Annotated in this window: 30 protein-coding genes; 3 read left to right on the top strand and 27 right to left on the bottom strand. The window is 70.4% G+C overall.

The genetic code is table 11. From position 1 onward, the window contains the following. Positions 1 to 131: 131 nt before the first annotated feature. The 12 genes from Q392_RS07035 to Q392_RS06980 all read right to left on the bottom strand — a co-directional run bounded on the left by Q392_RS07035 (position 132) and on the right by Q392_RS06980 (position 9,860). Positions 132 to 1,181 (bottom strand): NADP-dependent oxidoreductase, encoded by a 1,050-nt coding sequence (locus Q392_RS07035; protein ID WP_038203736.1) that lies wholly within the window; start codon positions 1,179 to 1,181, stop codon positions 132 to 134. 91 nt (positions 1,182 to 1,272) lie between these two features. Next, positions 1,273 to 2,649: a sensor histidine kinase gene (locus Q392_RS07030; protein ID WP_084216921.1), complete on the bottom strand. Its 1,377-nt coding sequence runs from the start codon at positions 2,647 to 2,649 to the stop codon at positions 1,273 to 1,275. After that, positions 2,606 to 3,307 carry a response regulator transcription factor gene (locus tag Q392_RS07025; protein ID WP_038204087.1) on the bottom strand — a complete coding sequence of 234 codons (702 nt, stop codon included), beginning with the start codon at positions 3,305 to 3,307 and terminating at the stop codon, positions 2,606 to 2,608. The genes Q392_RS07030 and Q392_RS07025 overlap by 44 nt, the downstream gene beginning before the upstream one ends. A gap of 58 nt (positions 3,308 to 3,365) precedes the next feature. After that, a complete protein-coding gene (locus tag Q392_RS07020; RefSeq protein ID WP_245610659.1) occupies positions 3,366 to 3,767 on the bottom strand; it encodes a DUF4260 domain-containing protein in 402 nt (133 codons plus the stop codon). A 110-nt stretch (positions 3,768 to 3,877) separates the two neighbouring features. Then, complete coding sequence (locus Q392_RS07015) at positions 3,878 to 4,348, bottom strand: Spy/CpxP family protein refolding chaperone (protein WP_038203735.1); 471 nt, start codon at positions 4,346 to 4,348, stop codon at positions 3,878 to 3,880. Positions 4,349 to 4,370: 22 nt separating this feature from the next. Further along, a complete protein-coding gene (locus Q392_RS07010) occupies positions 4,371 to 4,739 on the bottom strand; it encodes a hypothetical protein (protein WP_038203734.1) in 369 nt (122 codons plus the stop codon). Positions 4,740 to 4,884: 145 nt separating this feature from the next. Beyond that, on the bottom strand, positions 4,885 to 5,367 hold the full coding sequence (locus Q392_RS07005; protein ID WP_038203731.1) for a GNAT family N-acetyltransferase: 483 nt from the start codon (positions 5,365 to 5,367) through the stop codon (positions 4,885 to 4,887). A 10-nt stretch (positions 5,368 to 5,377) separates the two neighbouring features. Beyond that, complete coding sequence (gene ptsP / locus Q392_RS07000; RefSeq protein WP_038203720.1) at positions 5,378 to 7,162, bottom strand: phosphoenolpyruvate--protein phosphotransferase; 1,785 nt, start codon at positions 7,160 to 7,162, stop codon at positions 5,378 to 5,380. A 25-nt stretch (positions 7,163 to 7,187) separates the two neighbouring features. Further along, positions 7,188 to 7,457 carry an HPr family phosphocarrier protein gene (locus Q392_RS06995; RefSeq protein ID WP_038203718.1) on the bottom strand — a complete coding sequence of 90 codons (270 nt, stop codon included), beginning with the start codon at positions 7,455 to 7,457 and terminating at the stop codon, positions 7,188 to 7,190. Further along, on the bottom strand, positions 7,426 to 7,887 hold the full coding sequence (locus Q392_RS06990) for a PTS sugar transporter subunit IIA (RefSeq protein ID WP_038203714.1): 462 nt from the start codon (positions 7,885 to 7,887) through the stop codon (positions 7,426 to 7,428). Before Q392_RS06990 ends, Q392_RS06995 begins: the two co-directional genes overlap by 32 nt. Positions 7,888 to 7,977: 90 nt before the next feature. After that, the gene (locus Q392_RS06985; protein ID WP_038203712.1) at positions 7,978 to 9,264 is read right to left on the bottom strand and encodes an outer membrane protein assembly factor BamB family protein; all 1,287 of its coding nucleotides are present in this window, start codon (positions 9,262 to 9,264) and stop codon (positions 7,978 to 7,980) included. Positions 9,265 to 9,314: 50 nt separating this feature from the next. Continuing rightward, entirely contained in the window at positions 9,315 to 9,860 is a 546-nt protein-coding gene (locus Q392_RS06980; protein ID WP_245610658.1) for a hypothetical protein, read from the bottom strand. Between the two features lie 71 nt (positions 9,861 to 9,931). Between Q392_RS06980 and Q392_RS06975 the strand changes: the two genes are divergently transcribed. Beyond that, a complete protein-coding gene (locus Q392_RS06975) occupies positions 9,932 to 10,432 on the top strand; it encodes a TlpA family protein disulfide reductase (protein WP_038203709.1) in 501 nt (166 codons plus the stop codon). 30 nt (positions 10,433 to 10,462) lie between these two features. Here Q392_RS06975 and Q392_RS06970 read toward each other — a convergent pair whose 3' ends face one another. Continuing rightward, the gene (locus tag Q392_RS06970; protein ID WP_038203703.1) at positions 10,463 to 10,912 is read right to left on the bottom strand and encodes a c-type cytochrome; all 450 of its coding nucleotides are present in this window, start codon (positions 10,910 to 10,912) and stop codon (positions 10,463 to 10,465) included. A 187-nt stretch (positions 10,913 to 11,099) separates the two neighbouring features. Here Q392_RS06970 and Q392_RS06965 point away from each other — a divergent pair, with 187 nt between their 5' ends. Together Q392_RS06965 and Q392_RS06960 are read left to right on the top strand one after the other, a co-directional pair. Continuing rightward, positions 11,100 to 11,801, top strand: a complete 702-nt coding sequence (locus tag Q392_RS06965) for a cytochrome b/b6 domain-containing protein (RefSeq protein ID WP_038203702.1) — start codon at positions 11,100 to 11,102, stop codon at positions 11,799 to 11,801. A gap of 7 nt (positions 11,802 to 11,808) precedes the next feature. Then, on the top strand, positions 11,809 to 12,405 hold the full coding sequence (locus tag Q392_RS06960) for a GNAT family N-acetyltransferase (RefSeq protein WP_038203701.1): 597 nt from the start codon (positions 11,809 to 11,811) through the stop codon (positions 12,403 to 12,405). A 13-nt stretch (positions 12,406 to 12,418) separates the two neighbouring features. On the opposite strand, the gene Q392_RS06955 is transcribed toward Q392_RS06960, so the two are convergent. From Q392_RS06955 to Q392_RS31770, 14 genes are all read right to left on the bottom strand, one after another. Beyond that, on the bottom strand, positions 12,419 to 13,276 hold the full coding sequence (locus Q392_RS06955) for a hypothetical protein (RefSeq protein WP_038203700.1): 858 nt from the start codon (positions 13,274 to 13,276) through the stop codon (positions 12,419 to 12,421). 17 nt (positions 13,277 to 13,293) lie between these two features. Next, positions 13,294 to 13,800 (bottom strand): peroxiredoxin, encoded by a 507-nt coding sequence (locus Q392_RS06950; RefSeq protein ID WP_038203699.1) that lies wholly within the window; start codon positions 13,798 to 13,800, stop codon positions 13,294 to 13,296. A gap of 91 nt (positions 13,801 to 13,891) precedes the next feature. Next, the gene (gene rpsQ / locus Q392_RS06945) at positions 13,892 to 14,161 is read right to left on the bottom strand and encodes a 30S ribosomal protein S17 (RefSeq protein ID WP_038203698.1); all 270 of its coding nucleotides are present in this window, start codon (positions 14,159 to 14,161) and stop codon (positions 13,892 to 13,894) included. 9 nt (positions 14,162 to 14,170) lie between these two features. Then, positions 14,171 to 14,395: a 50S ribosomal protein L29 gene (gene rpmC / locus Q392_RS06940; RefSeq protein ID WP_038203696.1), complete on the bottom strand. Its 225-nt coding sequence runs from the start codon at positions 14,393 to 14,395 to the stop codon at positions 14,171 to 14,173. 17 nt (positions 14,396 to 14,412) lie between these two features. Further along, complete coding sequence (rplP, locus tag Q392_RS06935) at positions 14,413 to 14,829, bottom strand: 50S ribosomal protein L16 (RefSeq protein ID WP_038203694.1); 417 nt, start codon at positions 14,827 to 14,829, stop codon at positions 14,413 to 14,415. Between the two features lie 30 nt (positions 14,830 to 14,859). Beyond that, the gene (gene rpsC / locus Q392_RS06930; RefSeq protein ID WP_038203692.1) at positions 14,860 to 15,747 is read right to left on the bottom strand and encodes a 30S ribosomal protein S3; all 888 of its coding nucleotides are present in this window, start codon (positions 15,745 to 15,747) and stop codon (positions 14,860 to 14,862) included. A 14-nt stretch (positions 15,748 to 15,761) separates the two neighbouring features. Next, positions 15,762 to 16,094, bottom strand: a complete 333-nt coding sequence (rplV, locus tag Q392_RS06925; RefSeq protein ID WP_038203690.1) for a 50S ribosomal protein L22 — start codon at positions 16,092 to 16,094, stop codon at positions 15,762 to 15,764. A gap of 12 nt (positions 16,095 to 16,106) precedes the next feature. Continuing rightward, positions 16,107 to 16,385, bottom strand: coding sequence for a 30S ribosomal protein S19 (gene rpsS, locus Q392_RS06920; protein ID WP_027476201.1), 279 nt, complete (start codon positions 16,383 to 16,385; stop codon positions 16,107 to 16,109). Between the two features lie 9 nt (positions 16,386 to 16,394). Continuing rightward, on the bottom strand, positions 16,395 to 17,219 hold the full coding sequence (gene rplB / locus Q392_RS06915; RefSeq protein ID WP_038203685.1) for a 50S ribosomal protein L2: 825 nt from the start codon (positions 17,217 to 17,219) through the stop codon (positions 16,395 to 16,397). Positions 17,220 to 17,222: 3 nt separating this feature from the next. Further along, positions 17,223 to 17,558, bottom strand: coding sequence for a 50S ribosomal protein L23 (rplW, locus tag Q392_RS06910; protein WP_038203678.1), 336 nt, complete (start codon positions 17,556 to 17,558; stop codon positions 17,223 to 17,225). Continuing rightward, a complete protein-coding gene (rplD, locus tag Q392_RS06905) occupies positions 17,555 to 18,175 on the bottom strand; it encodes a 50S ribosomal protein L4 (protein ID WP_038203668.1) in 621 nt (206 codons plus the stop codon). The genes rplW and rplD overlap by 4 nt, the downstream gene beginning before the upstream one ends. Beyond that, positions 18,175 to 18,855, bottom strand: a complete 681-nt coding sequence (gene rplC / locus Q392_RS06900; protein ID WP_038203665.1) for a 50S ribosomal protein L3 — start codon at positions 18,853 to 18,855, stop codon at positions 18,175 to 18,177. The genes rplD and rplC overlap by 1 nt, the downstream gene beginning before the upstream one ends. Before the next feature lie 250 nt (positions 18,856 to 19,105). Continuing rightward, positions 19,106 to 19,420 carry a 30S ribosomal protein S10 gene (gene rpsJ / locus Q392_RS06895; protein WP_038203663.1) on the bottom strand — a complete coding sequence of 105 codons (315 nt, stop codon included), beginning with the start codon at positions 19,418 to 19,420 and terminating at the stop codon, positions 19,106 to 19,108. A gap of 10 nt (positions 19,421 to 19,430) precedes the next feature. Continuing rightward, on the bottom strand, positions 19,431 to 19,522 hold a 92-nt coding region (locus Q392_RS31770), incomplete at its 5' end, for an EF-Tu C-terminal domain-related protein (protein WP_076604501.1).

The following is a 19,522-nucleotide window of genomic DNA, read 5'->3' as shown; positions in this document are numbered from 1 at the left end:
AATACTAAAGTTAACATCTTGACGAAAACATGCCCGAATCCGGTGCGCACGGCACGGCGCGACGGCCGGCGAAGCGCCGTCGTCGAAGGGCGAATGCGGGAAAAGGGCGGCTGGCGTCCGCCCTGCGGCGCTCAGTCGCGCGCGACTTCGAGCACCAGCTTGCCGAAGTTCTGGCCGGTGAAGAGCCGGCCGAGCGCCTCGGGAAAGTTCTCCAGGCCCTGGACCACGTCCTCGCGGCTCTTCATGCGGCCGTCCTCCAGGTAGCTGGCCAACTCGGCGATGGCCTGCGGGTAGCGGTCGGCATAGTCGAAGACCACCATGCCTTCCATGCGCGCGCGGTTGACCAGCAGGCTCAGGTAGTTCTTCGGCCCGGCGGCGGGCGCGCTGTTGGCGTTGTTGTACTGGCTGATGGCGCCGCAGATGACGATGCGCGCCTTGCGCGCGAGCCGGGCCATCACCGTGTCGAGGATCTCGCCGCCGACGTTGTCGAAGTAGACGTCCACGCCCTTGGGGGCGTGTTCCTTCAGGCCCTCGCGCACCGCGCCGGGGCCAGCCTTGTAGTCGATGCAGGCGTCGAAGCCCAGCTCCTTGACGACCCATTCGCACTTGGCCGCGCCACCCGCGATGCCGACGGCGCGGCAGCCCTTGATCTTCGCGAGCTGGCCCACCGTCTGGCCGACCGCGCCGGCCGCGCCGGAGACGACCACCGTGTCGCCGGCCTTGGCCAGGCCCACGTCGAGCAGGCCGAAGTAGCCGGTCATGCCCGGCATGCCCAGCACGTTGAGCCACTGGCCCGGGGTGCCCAGGCGCAGGTCGATCTTCGCCAGGCCGGCGGCCTTGATCTGGTCGGCGGGCACGAGCGCATGCTCCTGCACGCCCAGCACGCCGTAGACGACGTCGCCTTCGGCGAAGGCCGGGTTGCGCGACGCCACCACGCGGCCGATGCCGCCCGCGCGCATCACTTCGCCGATGCCCACCGGCGGGATGTAGCTGCGGCCCTCGTTCATCCAGCCGCGCATGGCCGGGTCCAGCGAGAGCATCAGCGTCTTCACGAGCACGCCGCCCTCGGCCGGCTCGCCCACGGGCGCCTCGATGAAGCTGAAGTTCTCGCGCGTGGCGGCGCCCTGCGGGCGGCTGGCGAGGCGGAACTGGCGGTTGATGGTGGCGGCGCTGGCGGTCATGGCGGTGTCTCCTGGAGGGGGCCTGTCGGCGGCGACGGCCATGCTAGCCGCGCCGCCATGCCGTGCACGGTGCCCAAGGCGACAGGCGGCGTCAGCGCAGCTCGGCCTCGACCGCCAGCCCCGGCCGCGCGTTGCGCAGCGACAAGGTGCCGCCGTGCGCCTGCGCCACCAGCCGGCACAGGTACATGCCCAGGCCGACGCCGCCGGCGGCGCGGGTGCGGGCGCTGTCGGGGCGGTAGAAGGGCTCGGCCAGGCGGACGAGCTGCTCCTCGGGCACGCCGGGGCCGAAGTCGCGCACCTCGATGCACACGCCCGCGCCGTCCGGCGCCGGGGCGAGGCGCAGCACCGGCGCCTGCCCGGCGGCGGCGCCGTGGCGCAGCGCGTTGTCCAGCAGGTTGCGCAGCAGCAGGCGCACGCGGGCGCGGTCCAGCGGCAGGTCCGGCAGCGGCTCGGCGGCGTCGATCCGCACCGCCTGCGCGCCGGGCACGCCGCGCGCGTGCAGTTCGTCGACCACCTCGCGCGCCAGGGCCTCCAGCTGCACCGGCTCGCGCTGCAGGGCGGCATGCGGGCTGGCCAGCCGCTCGCTTTCCAGCAGGTCGCTGATCAGGTCGCGCATCTCGTTCAGGTCGCGCAGCAGGGCTTCACGCTCGGCCGCGCCCTCGGGGCTCTCGGGCAGCAGCTCGGCGTTGAGGCGGGCGCGGGTGAGCGGCGAGCGCAGCTCGTGGCTGACGGCCAGCAGCAGCGTGCGCTTGGCGTCGAGCATGGCCTGGATGTCGCGCGCCATGGTGTTGATGCGCTGGGCCAGCTCGCCCAGGTCGTCGCAGCCGCGCACCGGGATCGGCTGGTCGAACGCACCGCTGCCGAAGCGTTCGGCGCCCTGGCGGATGTCGATCAGCGGGCGCAGCAACCGGCTGATGGCGGCGTACACGAGCAGCACCACCAGCAGCAGCAGGCCCAGGGTGCGCCAGCCGGCGGCGCGCGGCGCCGTGTCCCACATCTTGGGCGCCCAGCCGAAGGTGACGCGGTGCCCGTCGGCCGAGTGGCGCACGTACCAGCGGTCCTGCGCATCGTCGCCGTCGCCGCGGTGGAAGAAGTCGGGCTGGCGCAGGCCGGGATGCGAGTCCCAGTTCACCACCGGCCCCTCGATGCGCAGCGTGATGGGCAGGCGCGCCACCAGCGCCTGGGCACGGCCCACGTCGGGCGGCGTGCCCAGCTCGGCGACGATGCGGTCCTCGTAGTCCAGCAGCAGCGGCTGCGCCACCGCGCCCCAGCCGGTGGAGAAGGAGTGCTTCATCCCGCCGACGAAGACGCCGGCCATCACCAGCGCCAGCACGACGAACCACATCACCAGCCGCACGCGCAGCGAGCGGCGCCATTGCCGGCGTGCCGGCGGCCGGGTGGACGGATGCGCTCTCAAGGCCGACTCATGCCGCCGGCGGCGGCGCCACGGCCAGCGCGTAGCCGGCATTGCGCAGGGTCTTGATGCACTCCAGCGGCTCCAGCTTGCGGCGCAGGCGGCTGACGACGATGTCCACCGCGCGGGTGTACAGCTCGGCCTCGTGGCCGCGCAGGCGGTTGAGGATGTCGTCGCGGCCGAAGACCTTGCCGGGCTCGGAGGCCAGCAGCGCCAGCAGCTCGAACTCGGTGCCGGTCAGCTCCAGCACCTCGCCGTGGCGCTGCACCTCGCGCCGGTCCAGGTCGATGGCCAGGCCGTCGAACACCAGCCGCTGCGCCGGCGCGGCAGCGGCGGGGCGGGAGCGCTGGCGCCGCAGGATGGTCTGCACCCGCGCCACCAGCTCGCGCGGCTCGAAGGGCTTGGGCAGGTAGTCGTCGGCGCCGAGCTCGAGGCCGACCACGCGGTCCATCACCTCGCCGCGGGCGGTGAGCATCACGATCGGGATGTCGCCGATGCCGGGCTGGGCGCGGATCTCGCGGCACAAGGCGAAGCCGTCCATCTCCGGCAGCATGACGTCGAGGATGGCGGCGTCGTAGCCGCCGGCACGCAGCCGGGCCAGGCCTTCACTGGGCCGCTGGGCGCTGTCGAGCGTGCAGTCGAAGCGCGCGAAGTAGGTCGTCAGCGGCGGCGCGAGGTGGACGTCGTCGTCGATCAGCAGGATGCGCGGCATGGCGGCATTGTGCGACGGGTGCCACAGGGCGGCGAGCATGAGTCCCGAAGGCATCCGCTCACCACGGGTCGCGCGGGCCCAGCCGCCCCAGGTGGGTGAAGCCGAAGCCCTGCGCGTACTTCAGGCCGTAGCCCAGCGCGCGGTCGAAGCCGATGTGGGCGGTCCACGCAAGCGCAACAGCCATCGCGGCCGGGGCCGCGAAGACAAGGCTTGCTGCCCCCAGCAGCACCGGTCCGACGAGGCTGTGCGTCGCGTTGTAAAGGACGGTGCCCAGGCGCGAGCCGCCAAGGTAGCCGAGCAGCGCCAGGTCGGGCGCGAAGAAGAACAGCCCGAAGCTGCCCCAACCGGCACCGAATTGCGCATAGGCCGCCACGGCGAACACGAGGATCGCCAGCCCCTCCAGTCGGAGGATCGTACGAACGCCGCCGTGGGTGGCTCCATCGTCGCCGTCGCCGGACACTCGGTCGTTGCGGGGAACACCGCGGAACCGGCTTTGCCGGGCCGCTGGTGTTGCCCCCTCGAGGGGGTATGGGTCGGCCACACGAAGTGAGGCCGGCCAAACGGGGGTGGTCAAGTTCTACCCCAGCGGCGACCGCCGCGGTCCATGAATTCGCGCACCTTCTGCTGCTGCGCGGGGTTGAGGCTGTCGAAGAAGTCGCCCACGGCGGCGATCACGTCGGCGCTGCCGGCACGCACGGCGGCGGTCTTCTCGTCGACCAGTTGCGCGGCGCGCTGGCGGTCGAGCCGGTCGCCGGCGAACAGCGACTTGAACTGCGAGCGCGGCTCGCCGCCGCCACCTGCCTCGCGCACCGCCTTGCGCTGCACCTGCAGCTTGTCGGCCAGCACGTTGAGCTTGGCGCGCTGCGCGGCGTCGAGTTCGAGCCGGCTGCTCATGCGCTCGACGATGCGCTCGCGGAACTCGGCGCTGTCGGCGTTGCTGCCCCAGCCGTGGCGGTGGTGGCCCGCGCAGCCGGCCAGGCTGCCGGCCACCAGCGCACCACCGAAGAGCCCGAGCAGGCCGCGTCGGATCCAGGCTTTCATGGCTGTCTCCTCGAAGGGCCGCTCAGAAGCGGCGGGCCGGCTGGCTGCCGCCGGCGGCACGCAGGTCCGCGGGATTGGGCAGGGTGGAGGCGACCTGGCTGTCCACCCGCGAGCCGGGCGTAACGTTCTGGTCAGGCGCATAGGCGGCGCGCACCGCCTCGGCCTGCACCTGCAGGCGGTCGCGCGGATGCGGCAGCGGTGCGAGCACCACCGAGCCGGACGGGACGTTCTGGTTGGGCGCGCGCGCGGCGGCCACCGCCTCGGCATGCACGGCGGCGCGGTCGAGCGCCGAGACGGGGGCCTGCACGCCCTCGTACGCCTCCGCCTGCGCGGCGGTGGCGCCCAGCAGGGCGAGGGCGGAAACGGCGAGGAAGCGGGCGCGGACGTTCATGACAGGTGCTCCAGAAAAAGAGATCGGGTTGAAGGAGCCCTGATCGTGCGCGGACGGCGGCTGCGGCGGTTTTCACCGCGGTCGCGTTGTGTTTCGTTTCTTTGCGGCGCGTGTGAAAGCTTGCTTGCACGCCGCCGGGCGCGGGTCAGTCCAGCAGCAGGCCCAGCACGTGCTCGTCGACGAAGTCCTCGTCGCCGGCGCGCTTGTAGAAGCGGCGCAGCGTGCCCTCGTGCACGAAGCCCATGCGGGCGTAGAAGCGCAGCGCGCGCGGGTTGTCGCTCTCGGCGAAGAGCTCCACGCGCCGCACGCCCTCGGCGCGCAGGCGCTCGATCGCGTCGCCGATCATGGCCTGCGCGATGCCCTGCCCGTGGCGGCGCGGATCGACGGCCAGCGTGCCCAGCATCGCCACGTGGCTGGCGCGGCCCGAGTAGCGCGTCGTGCGGTAGAAGCCGGCCACCTCGCCATCCGCCTCCCACACGTGGAAGCAGCCGCTGGCGAGCATCTCCGCGAACAGCGGCTCGAAGCCGGCCAGCGGCATCGGCTCGTAGGCGAGGAAGGGCGAGACGGCCTCGTGCACGTAGATCGCGTGCACGGCGCGCAGGTCGTCGGGGCGGGCGGGGCGGCGCACGGGCGAACGTTCAGCCTTCGGCCAGCATCGCCGCCGGGTCGTCCGAGGCGATCACCTGCTGCGCCCAGGGCCCCAGCCGGGTCGTGTCGGCCCGCAGCACCTCCTGCTTGACGGCCAGGATCTGCGAGGGATGCATCGAGAAGCTGCGCAGCCCCAGGCCCAGCAGCAGGCGGGTGAAGCTCACGTCGCCCGCCATCTCGCCGCACACGCTCACGCCCTTGCCCGCCGCGCGGCAGGCGGCGATGGTGTCGGCCACCAGGCGCAGCACCGCCGGGTGGCAGGGGTCGTACAGGTGCGCGACGGCCTCGTCGGCGCGGTCGATCGCCAGCGTGTACTGGATCAGGTCGTTGGTGCCGATGGACAGGAAGTCGAAGTGGCGCAGGAACAGGTCCACCGTCAGCGCCGCGGCCGGCACCTCGATCATGGCACCCAGCTTCACGCCGCCGTGCGCCGCGCCGCGCGCGTCCAGGTCGGCGCGGGCCTGGTCGATCAGCGCCAGCGTCTGCCGGATCTGACCGGCATGGCCGAGCATCGGGATGAGCAGGTGCACCTCGCCGTGCGCGGCCGCCCGCAGGATGGCCCGCACCTGCGTGAGGAACATCGCCGGCTCGGCCAGGCTCCAGCGGATCGCGCGCAGGCCCAGCGCCGGGTTCAGGTACTCGGGCCGCGCGGCCTTGCCGTCCAGCGGCTTGTCGGCGCCGATGTCGATGGTGCGGATGGTCACCGGCATGCCGCGCATGCCCTCCACGGCGCGCACGTAGGCGGCGTACTGCTCGTCCTCGTCGGGCAGGCGCGTGAGGCTGCGCGACTCGCGGCCCATGAAGAGGAACTCGCTGCGGAACAGCCCCACGCCGACCGCGCCCGCCTTGACGGCGCCCTCGGTGTCTTCCGGCAGCTCGATGTTGGCCAGCAGGTCGACGCGCTGGCCGTCGAGCGTGACGGCGCTCTTGTGCCGCAGCCGCCACAGGCGCTCGCGTTCCAGCTCGCCCTGGCGCTGCTTGAAGCCGTACTCGGCCAGGATGATGGGCGAGGGGTCGACGATCACCACGCCGGCGTCGCCGTCGATGATGACCCAGTCGTCCTGCCGCACGATCTGGCTGGCGACGCGCGCACCCACCACGGCCGGGATGTCCATGCTGCGCGCCACGATCGCGGTGTGCGAGGTCTTGCCGCCCACGTCGGTGACGAAGCCGGCGAACACGCTCTTCTTGAACTGCAGCATGTCGGCCGGCGACAGGTCGTGCGCCACCAGCACCAGCGGCGCGTCGAAGCCGTCTTCGCCCTCGGCGTCGTCCTCGCCGCGCGCGCGGCGCTTGGGCGGCGGCGGCGCCAGCACGGCGGCGGTGCCCTTCATCTGGCGCAGCAGGCGCTCGACCACCTGCTCCAGGTCGGCCTTGCGCTCGCGCAGGTATTCGTCCTCCATCTCGTCGAACTGGCGCGCCACCACCTCCAGCTGCGTGGTGAGGGCCCATTCGGCGTTGTACAGGCGCTCGGTGATCCAGTGCTTGACGCCTTCGGACAGCACCTCGTCCTGCAGCATCATCTGGTGCACCTCGATCATGGCGCCCAACTCGTGCGGCGCGTCCTTGGGCGCCATCTGCGCCACGCTGCCGTGCAGGCGGCGCAGTTCCTCGGCCACGGCGTCGCGCGCGGCGCGCACGCGGTCGATCTCGGCCGCCACTTCCTCCTGCTTGATGAAGTAGTGCGCCACGTCGACGCGGCTGGACAGCACCCGCACCGCCCGCCCGATGGCGATGCCGCGCGCGACCGGCAGGCCGTGGATGGCGATGGTCATGGCGCCGCTCCCATGGCCACGGCCCTCACTCGCCCTCGCCGAACTTGTCGTTCATCAGCGCCACCAGTGCGTCCATGGCCTGCTGCTCCTGCGGGCCGTCGGTCTCCAGCTCCACCGTGGCACCCAGGCCCGCGGCCAGCATCATCACGCCCATGATGCTCTTGGCGTTGACGCGCCGCTCGCCGCGCGTGATCCACACCTCGCACGGGTAGCTGCCGGCCAGCTTGGTGAGCTTGGCCGAGGCGCGGGCATGCAGGCCCAGCTTATTGCTGATGGTCACGGATGTCTTGATCACTGTGCTTTCTTCTGGCCTGGTTCTGGGGAGGCGCCGCCACCGCCACCTGCATCACGCCGGCCGTGCCGCCGGCGATGGCACGCTGCACCTGGGCCTCCAGCGGCTCGTGGCGGTAGGTCACCGCGCGCAGCAGCATCGGCAGGTTGACGCCAGCCACCAGGCGCGAGCGCACGCCGTCCACCAGCTGCTGCGCCACGTTGCAGGGCGTGGCGCCGAAGACGTCGGTCAGCACCAGCACCTGCGCACGCGGGGCGCGGCCGAGCTGCTGCGCCAGGATGATGCGGGCGGCGCCGAGCGTTTCCTCCGGCGGCACGTTGGGCAGCACGTCGAGCGCCGTCACCCAGGCGTCGGCGTCGGGAAAGACATGGAGGGCGCACTGCCGCAGGGCCTGGGCCAGGGGCGCGTGGGCGACGAGGAGGATGCTGTTCATGCAGCGGCGGGGAGAAGCGCCTCCCATCATACGGGCGCCTCCGTCGAAACCCCGGCCCGCCGGCGGCGCGCGGCGGGCCCGCCGAGGGACCTATTTCGCAAAGTAGGCAACATGGCTGGTGTCGTGCGCGTTGCGCGCGAAGGGGTGGGCGATCTTCAGCCGCGTCGTCCGGCTCGCGCGGTCGATCACCGCGATGCCCTGCTCGGTGGCGAAGGCCAGATCGCCGCCGCCGATCGCCACCACGTTGGACAGCGGCCGGAGCGCCGGATCGACGGGGTACCGGGCCTGCTCCCGCCCCTGCAGGTCGAACACGAAGACGAAGGCCCCGGTGTCGCCGATGACGCCGGCCTGGTCGGCCGTCCACTGCCGGATCGGCTGGCCGGGCGCGTAGACCCAGCGCTCCTTGCCGCCGGCGGCGTCGAGGCCGACCAGCGCGCCGCGCGTCTCGTCCTCCTGGCGCACGCCGACGATCAGCGTCCCGCCGGCCAGCGCGGTGCTGCCGTTGTCGCTGCCCGCCAGGCGCGGATAGGCCTCCGACCGGTAGGTCCAGCGGAACATCCCGGGCCGGCCGGTGAAGGAGTTCTGCGGGTCCATGATGTCGCCCCCGCCGGCCACGTTGGCGTCGGCATCAAGCGGCAGCGCGTAGAACCGGCCGCGCTCGTCGCCCAGGTAGAGCGCCTTGCCGTCGCATTGCATCTGCGCGTACAGCGGGGCCTCGAAGGCGGACTCGTCGTGCAGGCCGTAGCTGGTGGCCACGCCCTGGCGGGTGTACTTGCTCAGGTAGACGGCCGAGTTCACGAAGACGTGGCCGCGGCACAGCACGGGCGCGAAGAGGTTGAAGTTGGTTTCGATGCCTTCGCTCGCGACCAGGCTGCCGTCACGCCTGTCCACGACGGTGAACCAGGGCTCGAAGCGGTGCGGCTGCCCCGCGCTGGCGATGTACAGGAGGTCGCCGTCGATCAGCGGACGCGACAGGTAGTAGGGCCGGTTGGCCGGGTCGATGGTCACCTCGCCCTCGCCGTCCGCGACCGCATCGGCGGCGCCGTGGGCGGTGTTGGCCAGATGCGTCCACCGCACCTCGCCGGTGGCGGCGTCGAAGGCGACGAGTTTGCCGCTCTCGAAGGGCAGGTAGATCGTCCTGCCGTCGTGGGCGAAGGTGTTGCGGTTGCCCTCGGCATCGGCTTTGGAGCTGTGGCTCCACCGCACGGACACTGTGTCCAGGTCGAAGCGGATCAGCCGGCCCTCGCTGGCCACGACCAGGCTCCCGCCGGCAGGCTGCGACGGCGGTGCGGCCGCTTCGAGGGTCCGGTCCTGGCAGGCCAGCAGGCCGGCGGCCATGGCCGCCAGGGCCAGTGTTCCTGCGATCTTCTTCAGCATGGATGCTCCTCCCTGTGGTTGTCGTTGGTGGTTGGCGGGCCGGTGCCGGCTCAGCGCAGCTTCAGCCCCTCGAAGAAGGTCGCCGCGGCGTCGGCCTCCGAGGGGCGGCCCAGCACCGTGGCCTGGTAGAGGGTCAGCGCGCCGCGCGCGTCGGCATGGGCGAACCAGCGCATGCGGGCCTCGGCCGCGGGGCCGTGCGCGACGAGTTCGACGGGCGCCGGCGCCTCGGCCGCGCGCGGCAGCGTGATGGGCGTCTCGCTCAACTGTGCGCCGGCCCACGGGCGGCGGGCGGCGGCGCGCCAGGCCTCGGCGCGCAGGCCGGCCTGGGCCGGGTCGCCGGCGGGCAGGCGCGCCAGCGCGAAGGTGGCGCCGCCGGCCTCGCAGCCGATCATGTCCAGCGGCACGGCGGCCTCGCCCAGCGGCAGGGTGCGCTGCGCCCGGTCGGGCTTGCAGGGCAGGAGGAGGGTCAATTCGCCGTCGAAGGGCACCTCGCGCCAGTTGAAGACGGGGCTGCAGGCGGCCAGCGCGCAGGCCAGCAGGGCGGCGGCCAGCGGGCCGGGGCGGCGCAGATGCGGAAGGAACGGTACGGTAGGCAAGGGATGAGCCGGCGCCCGGCAAGGCCGAGGCCGCGGAACTAAAATCCACGCCGCCTCATCGACCGAACGCCATGAAGACCAGAGCCCTCTATGTTGCCGCATTCGTCGCCGCCCTGGCGGTGGGCGCCGGGGTGTACGCGACGATGGGCGCCTCGCCCGCACCGCAGGCCACCTTCGTGCTGCTGGACGGCAGCCGGCAGACCACCGACGACCTCAAGGGCAAGGTCACGCTGGTGAACTTCTGGGCCACGAGCTGCGTGACCTGCGTGGCCGAGATGCCGAAGGTGATCGCCACCTACGACAAGTACAAGGACCGGGGCTACGACACGCTGGCCGTGGCGATGAGCTACGACCCGCCCAGCTACGTCGTCAATTTCGCCGAGACGCGCAAGCTGCCCTTCAAGGTGGCCATCGACAACACCGGCGCGGTGGCCAAGGCCTGGGGCGACGTGCAGCTCACGCCCACCACCTACGTGGTCAACAAGCGCGGGCAGATCGTCAAGCGCTACGTGGGCGAGCCCGACTTCGCCGAGCTGCACCAGTTGATCGAGAAGCTGCTGGCCGAGGCCTGAGCCGACGCCCCCGGCCCGCCCGGGGGATGATCAATCCCTGAAGCTATCGTGGCAGTTCTTGCAGGCCGCGCCTGCGCTGCCGATGGCCGCCTTGATGGCGGCCAGGTCGCCCGTGCGGGCCGCGGCGGCCAGCTTGCCGACCTCCTCCTGCCCGCGCAGCTGCGCGGCCTTGAACTTCTCCGGCTCGGACCAGACGGCCGGCAGCGCCTTGCCGCCCTCGGTGCCCGGGCCGAAGGCCGCCCAGGGCAGTTGGATCAGCTCCGCCGCGCGGGCCGCGCTCGTCTCGGCCAGCTTGGCGTCGAAGTCGGCCTTGCCGCTGGCCATGTCGGCCACGCGCTTGAAGTTCTGCTGCATCTCCTTGAGCGTGGACTGGCGGAACTTGATGGCGTCCTTCGGCGTGGCGAAGGTGGTGGGCTGGGCCGGCACGGCGGTGCTGGCCAGGAGGCCCAGGCAGGCGGCAAAGAGGGCGGAACGGGACATCGTGGCTTCCTTCTTGTCGGGACGGGGAGGACGCCGCCGCGGCGGCCGCGGCAGTGTAGGAGGCGGGGGCCGGGCACCTGGGACAAGCCCTTGCCCTGGCGTCGGACAGTGCGCTCCGGCGCGCAGTTTTGTTAATCTGGCGGGCGCCGAGTTCCCGCAAGGCGGCCCGCCGCCCTGCCGCACCCGAATGCCGACCGCCGCCGAGCCTGCCCCTTCCCCCCTCCCTGCGCTGCGCGTCTGGGACCTGCCGACGCGCCTGTTCCACTGGACGCTGGCCGCGGCGGTCGTGGCCCTGGTGGCCACCGCCAAGGCCGGCGCGATGGAATGGCACTTCCGGCTGGGCTACACGGTCATGGCGCTGCTGCTGTTCCGGGTGCTCTGGGGTTTCGCCGGCGGGCGCTGGTCGCGCTTCGCGGCCTTCGTCTACCGGCCCGGCGCGATCCTGGCCTACCTGCGCGGGCAGGCGCCGCTGGCCCACCGCCTGGGCCACAACCCGCTGGGTGCGCTGTCCGTGTTCGCCCTGCTGGCCGTCCTGCTGCTGCAGGTGGCCACCGGGCTGGTGTCCGACGACGCGATCAGCTTCACCGGCCCGCTGGCCGACAAGGTGCCGGGCGACTGGTCGAGCGCCGGCACCGACTGGCACAAGTCCGCCGGCCAGTGGCTGGTGATCGGGCTGGCGCTGCTGCACGTCGCCGCGGTGCTGTTCTACGCCCTGGCCAAGCGCCAGGACCTGGTGCGCGCCATGGTGGTCGGCGACAGGCGCCTCGCCGAGCCTCTCGCCGCCCCGCTGCAGCCCAGCCGCGACGACGCCGTCTCGCGGCTCGGCGCGGCCGTGCTGTTCGCGCTGTGCGCCGCCCTGTCGGCCTGGGTGGCGTCGATGCAGGGCTGAGGACCCGATGAACTTTGCCACTTCGCGGCCGCTGCCGCTGTCCGATGCGCCGGAGATCACGCTGTACGTACCCACCGCGGCACATGAGTTCGAGGCCGTCCGCGCCATCTTCCGCGAATACGCCACCACGCTGAGCGTCGACCTGGGCTTCCAGGACTTCGACGGGGAACTGGCCGACCTGCCGGGCGAATACGCCGAACCGCGCGGCATGCTGCTGCTGGCGCTGGTGGACGACGACAGCCCCGGCGACCAGGCACCCGCCGCCGATGACACCCTGCTTCGCCTGCGCCGGCCCGACGGCCGCTGGGCGCGCGTGGCCGGCTCCTGCGCGCTGCGCCCGCTGGACACGGTGGACTATGCCAACGCGGCCGAGATGAAGCGCCTGTACGTGCGGCCCGCCTTCCGCGGGCTGGGCCTCGGCCGGCGCCTGGCGGAAGCGGTGCTCGACGCCGCGCGCGGCGCGGGCTACGGCTGCGTGCTGCTGGACACGCTGGACGACATGGAGTCCGCACGCGCCCTCTACGAGGACCTGGGCTTCGAGGAGGTCCCGCCCTATTACCACAACCCGGTGGCCGGGGCGCACTACCTCAAGGTCGACCTCTGAGCGCGGCGCCCGCTCAGCCGGGCGGGTTGGAGCGCAGGTGCTCTCCGCCCACGAGGTTCAGCCGCATGCCAGCCGGCCCGCCGACGGCATAGGGCAGCGCCTGCACGAGCGACTGCGCGAAGTCGCCGCGGTACAGCTTTGCGCCCTGGTGGCTGAGGTGCGACTGCGCGTCCACGTGGATCGACTCGCCCAGCCCGGTCCACAGGCGGCAGAAACCGTAGTCCTCCGACAGGTAGCGGCGCGTCTGCGGGTCGACCATCACGTCGAAGAAGCGGTAGTGCAGCCCCTGGTCCGGCACGCCGAGGCTGTCGGGCACGTAGCGCAGGTCCGGGTAGGCCGTCATGAGGCGCTCGAAGACGCGTCGCTTGATCAGCATGAAGCCGGTGGGCGCCTCCTCCACGCGGATGAAACCGTCGGGCTGCACCACCAGGTCGATGCGGTCGGCCCCCGGCTGCGGGGCGGCGTTGACCGTGTAGCGCGTGTAGCGCGCCTGGAAGTCCTCGCCGGTGGTGCCTGCGGGCACGCCCTCGGCGGGCCACTGCTCGCGCTTGAGCGGGTAGACCCCGGCGGCGATGTCGTGGTCCGACAGCAGGAGCCGGAACGCCGCCTCCGGCGAGAAGCCGATGTCGGCGTCGATCCAGAACAGGTGCGTCCATTGCGGGTTCGCCAGGAAGGCGGCCACGCAGTTGTTGCGGGCGCGGGTCACCAGGCTTTCTCCCTGGTGGAAGTAGGCCTGCACCCGCATCCCGCGGCGCTCGCACTCGACCGTGAACGACAGCATCGACGCCACGTAGTTCTGGAAGAACTTGCCGTCGTGGCTCGGCGTCATGACCACCGGGAAGAAGCCCTCCAGGGCGGACGGATCGAGCATGGACCGGGCCGGGCGCCTCAGCCCCTGGCCTGCGCCAGCAGGGTGGCGGCGTCGCTGACCTCGAACTTGCCCGGCGCCTCGACGTTGAGGGCGGCGACCTTGCCGTCCTTGACCAGCATCGAGTAGCGGTTGCTGCGCAGGCCCATGCCGCGGCCCGTCAGGTCCAGCGTCAGGCCGGCGGCCTTGGCGAAATCGGCACTGCCGTCGGCCAGCATGCGCACCTTGCCGGCGCTCTTCTGGTCGCGCGCCCAGGCGCCCATCACGAAGGCGTCGTTGACGCTCAGGCACCAGATCTCGTCCACGCCGGCGGCCTTCAGCACCTCGGCGTTCTCGACGTAGCCCGGCACGTGCTTGGCCGAGCAGGTGGGGGTGAAGGCGCCCGGCAGCGCGAACAGCGCGATGGTCTTGCCGGCCGCGGCCTTGGCCACGTCGACCGGATTGGGGCCGATGCTGCAGCCTTCGCCTTCGACTTCCGAGTATTCGTACAGGGTGACTGCGGGCAGGGTGTCGCCGACCTTGATCATGAGGAGCTCCTTGTTGAGGACGTAAAAAACAAAACGGCCCACATTGTGGGCCGTTTCGGGTGCGCCTTGCGGGAAGGCACGGGCATGGGGATCAGACCGCTGCGGCCTTTTCCACCAGGCGCGTGGCGACCCAGTTCTTCGACTTGGAGATCGGACGCGACTCGGTGATCTCGATCAGGTCGCCCAGGTGGTATTCGCCCTGCTCGTCGTGCGCGTGGTACTTGCTCGACTTGATCACGATCTTGTTGTAGATCGGGTGCTTGACGCGGCGCTCGACCAGCACCGTCACCGTCTTGGCGCGCTTGTCGCTCACCACCTTGCCGACCAGGGTGCGCTTGAGGGATTGCTTGGCTTCCGTCATGTTCACTCCTTACTTGGCGGCAGCGGTGGCCTGCTTCTGCGCCAGGATGGTCTTCGCACGCGCGATGTCGCGGCGCGTCACGCCCAGCGAGGCGGTGTTGTTCAGTTGCTGCGTTGCCTTCTGCATGCGCAGGCCGAAGTGGGCCTTCTGCAGATCCTTGATCTCGGCCTGCAGGCCGGCGATGTCCTTCTCGCGCAGCGTGGCGGCCTTGGAGACCTTCGTCTTGGTTGCCATGTTCGGTTCCTTTCCGATCAGGCGCCGATCTGGCGCGACACGAAGGTCGTGCGCAGCGGCAGCTTGGCGGCAGCCAGGCGGAATGCTTCGCGAGCGAGTTCCTCGGGCACGCCGACGATCTCGTAGATGACCTTGCCCGGCTGGATCTCGGCCACGTAGTACTCGGGATTGCCCTTGCCGTTGCCCATCCGCACTTCGGCGGGCTTGGTCGAGATCGGCTTGTCGGGGAACACGCGGATCCAGATGCGGCCACCGCGCTTGACGTGGCGCGAGATGGCACGGCGGGCGGCTTCGATCTGGCGCGCCGTCAGGCGGCCGCGGTCGACCGACTTGAGGCCGAAGTCACCGAAGGCGACCGAGTTGCCTCGGGTCGCGATGCCGGTGTTGCGGCCCTTCTGTTCCTTGCGGAACTTTCTGCGTGCGGGTTGCAGCATTTGATTTCTCCGTCTTTCTCAAAGACCGAATTACTCGGTCTTGGCGCCGTCCGCTGCTGCAGCGGGCGCGGCTTTGCGGACGCGCTTAACGGCGGGCTTGGTGGGGTCGGTCGCTTCGGCGGGCTTGTCGCTGCCGTCGGCCGGGGCGGCATGGCCGCCCAGCGGGCCGCGGGCGCCGGAGCGCGGGGCGCCACGGCGGTCGCCGGGGCGGCCGTCACGGCGCGGGCCGCGCGGACGGCGCTCCTCGCCCTCGGGGCGCGGCGTGCTGTCCAGCGAAGGCGCATCGTTGCGGCCCAGGGTGTCGCCCTTGTAGACCCAGACCTTGACGCCGATGACGCCGTAGGTGGTCTTGGCCTCCGAGAAGCCGTAGTCGATGTCGGCGCGCAGCGTGTGCAGCGGCACGCGGCCTTCGCGGTACCACTCGGTGCGGGCGATCTCGATGCCGTTCAGGCGGCCGGCGGACATGATCTTGATGCCCTGGGCGCCCAGGCGCATGGCGTTCTGCATCGCGCGCTTCATGGCGCGGCGGAACATGATGCGCTTCTCGAGCTGCTGGGTGATGCTGTCGGCGATCAGCTGGGCATCGACTTCGGGCTTGCGCACTTCCTCGATGTTCACCGCCACCGGCACGCCGAGCTGCTTGCCCAGGTCGCGCTTCAGGTTCTCGATGTCCTCGCCCTTCTTGCCGATCACCACGCCCGGACGCGCCGAGTAGATGGTGATGCGGGCGTTCTTGGCGGGGCGCTCGATCAGCACGCGCGAAACGGACGCGTTCTTCAGCTTCTTCTTCAGGTACTCGCGCACCTTGATGTCTTCGGCCAGCATGCCCGCGAAGTCGCGGTTGTTGGCGTACCAGCGGCTGGCCCAGTTGCGGCTGACCGCGAGGCGGAAGCCGGTCGGGTGGATTTTCTGTCCCATGTTTCTTCCAGACCTTAGTTGCCGACCGTCACGTACACGTGGCACGTGGGCTTGCTGATGCGGTTGCCGCGGCCCTTGGCGCGCGCGGTGAAGCGCTTGAGCGTCGCACCTTGCTCGACATAGATGGTCTTGACGCGGAGATCGTCGATGTCCGCGCCGTCGTTGTGCTCGGCGTTGGCGATGGCCGACTCGAGCACCTTCTTGACGATCACGGCGGCCTTCTTCTGCGTGAACTGCAGGATGTTCAGCGCCTGGTCGACCTTCTTGCCGCGGATCAGATCGGCAACGAGGCGGCCCTTGTCCACCGACAGGCGGACGCCGCGGAGAACTGCACGTGTTTCAGACATGTTCTCTGCTCCTTACTTCTTCTGGACCTTCTTGTCCGCGGGGTGGCCCTTGAACGTACGCGTGAGCGCAAATTCGCCGAGCTTGTGGCCGACCATCTGGTCGGTGACGTACACGGGCACGTGCTGCTTGCCGTTGTGCACGGCGATGGTCAGGCCGATGAACTCGGGCAGGACCATCGAGCGGCGCGACCAGGTCTTGATCGGCTTCTTGTCCTTCGTGGCCACGGCCTTCTCGACCTTGGCGACGAGGTGGTGGTCGACGAAGGGACCTTTTTTGAGAGAGCGAGTCATGGCTGTCCCTTACTTCTTGCGACGCGACACGATGAAGACCTGCGTGCGCTTGTTGTTGCGGGTGCGGTAGCCCTTGGTCAGGTTGCCCCACGGATCGACCGGGTGGCGGCCTTCGCCGGTGCGGCCCTCGCCACCGCCATGCGGGTGGTCGATCGGGTTCATCACCACGCCGCGAACGGTCGGGCGGATGCCGCGGTGGCGCGTCGCGCCGGCCTTGCCGTACTGGCGCAGGCTGTGTTCTTCGTTGGCCACTTCGCCGATGGTGGCGCGGCACTCGATGTGCACGCGGCGCACTTCGCCCGAGCGCATGCGCACCTGGGCATAGACGCCTTCGCGGGCCAGCAGCGTCGCCGAGGCGCCGGCCGAGCGCGCGACCTGCGCGCCCTTGCCGGGCTGCAGTTCGATCGCGTGGATGGTCGAACCCACGGGGATGTTGCGGATCGGCAGCGTGTTGCCGGCGCGGATCGGGGCTTCCGAGCCGCTCAGCAGCGTGGCGCCCGCTTCCACACCGCGCGGGGCGATGATGTAGCGGCGCTCGCCGTCGGCGTAGCACACCAGCGCGATGTGGGCGGAGCGGTTCGGGTCGTACTCGATGCGCTCGACCTTGGCCGGAATACCGTCCTTGTCGCGCTTGAAGTCCACCACGCGGTAGTGGTGCTTGTGGCCGCCGCCCTTGTGACGGGTGGTGATGTGGCCGTTGTTGTTGCGGCCGGCCTTCTGGAACTGGGGCTCCAGCAGCGGCGCGTAGCCCTCACCCTTGTGCAGGTGGTTGCGCGAGATCTTGACGGTACCGCGCTGACCCGGGGTGGTCGGCTTGAGCTTGATGACGGCCATGGTTTACGCGGCCTCCGAAACGAGATTGAGCTCCTGACCGGGCTTGAGCGTCACGTAGGCCTTGCGCACGTTGTCGCGGCGGCCCACGCTTCGGCCGAAGCGCTTGGTCTTGCCCTTGATGTTGGTCACGGAAACGCCCTTGACCTCGACCTTGAACATCAGTTCGACGGCGGCCTTGATCTCGGGCTTGGTGGCGTCCTTGAGCACCTTGAAGGTGATGGCGTTCGACTTCTCGCCGACCAGCGTGGCCTTCTCGGACACGATCGGGGCGACCAGCACGTTCATGAGACGGCCTTCGTCGAACTGGCGCTCGGCCGGGGTGGGATTCACGCGGCTCATGCGAACATCTCCTTGAGCTTGTCGACGGCGCCCTTGGTCACCAGCACCTTCTTGTAGTGCACCAGCGAGACCGGGTCGGCGTAGCGCGGCTCGACCACCAGCACGTTGGCCAGGTTGCGCGAGGCGAGGTACAGGTTCTCGTCGACTTCTTCGGCGATCACGAGCACGGACTCGAGGTTCATCGCCTTGAACTTGGCAGCCAGCGCCTTGGTCTTGGGCGAATCGACCTTGATCGAATCGACCACCGCCAGGCGGCCTTCACGGGCGAGCTGCGAGAAGATGGACGCCATGCCGGCGCGGTACATCTTCTTGTTGATCTTCTGGGTGAAGTTCTCGTCCGGCATGTTCGGGAAGATGCGGCCGCCCCCACGCCACAGCGGGGAGGAGGTCATGCCGGCGCGTGCGCGGCCGGTGCCCTTCTGCTTGAACGGCTTCTTGGTCGAGTGCTTGACCTGTTCGCGGTCCTTCTGCGCACGGGTGCCCTGGCGGGCGTTGGCGCGGTAGGCCACGACGATCTGGTGCACCAGGTCCTCGTTGTAGGCGCGGCCGAACACGGTCTCGGGCGCCTCGAACTTCGCGGCAGCCTGGCCTTGTTCGTTCAGGAGTTCGAGTTCCATTACTTCGCTCCTTCAGCCGCTTGCGGCTTGGCCTTGACGGCGGGGCGCACGGTCACGAAGCCGCCCTTGGCGCCGGGGATGGCACCCTTGATCAGCAGCAGCTGGCGCGCTTCGTCGACGCGGACGACGTCCAGGTTCTGGGTGGTGACGGTCTCGTCGCCCAGATGGCCGGTCATCTTCTTGCCCGGGAAGATACGGCCCGGGTCCTGCGCCATGCCGATCGAGCCCGGCACGTTGTGCGAACGGCTGTTGCCGTGCGACGCGCGCTGCGAGCTGAAGTTGTGGCGCTTGATGGTGCCGGCGTAGCCCTTGCCGATCGAGGTGCCCTGCACGTCGACCTTCTGGCCGGCGGCGAACACGCCCTGCGCGGCGATCACGGCGCCCGGCTGGTGCTGAGCGGCGGTGTCGGCGCTGACGCGGAATTCACGGATGATTTCGCCGGCTTCGACGCCGGCCTTGGCCAGATGACCGGCCTCGGGCTTGGTCACGCGCGATGCCTTGCGTGCGCCGAAAGTCACCTGCAGGGCGACATAGCCGTCGGTCTCGTCGGTCTTGACCTGGGTCACGCGGTTGTTGGACACGTCCACCACCGTGACGGGCACTGCGTCCCCGTCGTCGGTAAAGAGGCGCATCATGCCCACCTTGCGGCCCAGCAACCCGAGGGAGTTGCTTTGACTCATGTTGTTGCTCCAAGACTTCCGCCGCTGCCACTGCAATTGGCGACAGCGTTTGGGGTACGGAAGAAGGTTGATAAGGTCCCGCCGGACGCACACACCGGAGTGCACGCAATTTCGGCAGAGCCAGAGATTCTACTGCGTTGCTGCCTTTTTGTGCAAGGCCCCGGAGCCCCCGGGCCGGGCGGGCAAAGAAAAAGCCCGCCGGCAACCTGCGCGGCGGGCTCCTGGCGGCGCGGCGAAGCGCGCCGTCCGATCACTGCAGCTTGATCTCGACGTCCACGCCGGCCGGCAGGTCGAGCTTCATCAGCGCGTCCACGGTCTTGTCGGTGGGGTCGACGATGTCCATCAGGCGCTGATGGGTGCGGATCTCGAACTGGTCGCGGCTGGTCTTGTTGACGTGCGGCGAACGCAGGATGTCGAAGCGCTTCAGGCGCGTCGGCAGGGGCACCGGGCCCTTGACGATGGCGCCGGTGCGCTTGGCGGTGTCCACGATCTCGGCGGCCGACTGGTCGATGAGCTTGTAGTCGAACGCCTTGAGGCGGATGCGGATCTTCTGCTTGGTGGCCATGGTGCCGTCCTTATTCGATGATCTTGGCCACCACGCCGGCGCCCACGGTGCGGCCGCCTTCGCGGATGGCGAAGCGCAGACCCTCTTCCATGGCGATCGGCG

The organism is Xenophilus azovorans DSM 13620 (genome assembly GCF_000745855.1).
GTDB lineage: Bacteria > Pseudomonadota > Gammaproteobacteria > Burkholderiales > Burkholderiaceae_C > Xenophilus > Xenophilus azovorans.
Note: the sequence above shows the minus strand (reverse complement) of the source record. Positions and strands in the feature narration are given on the sequence as shown.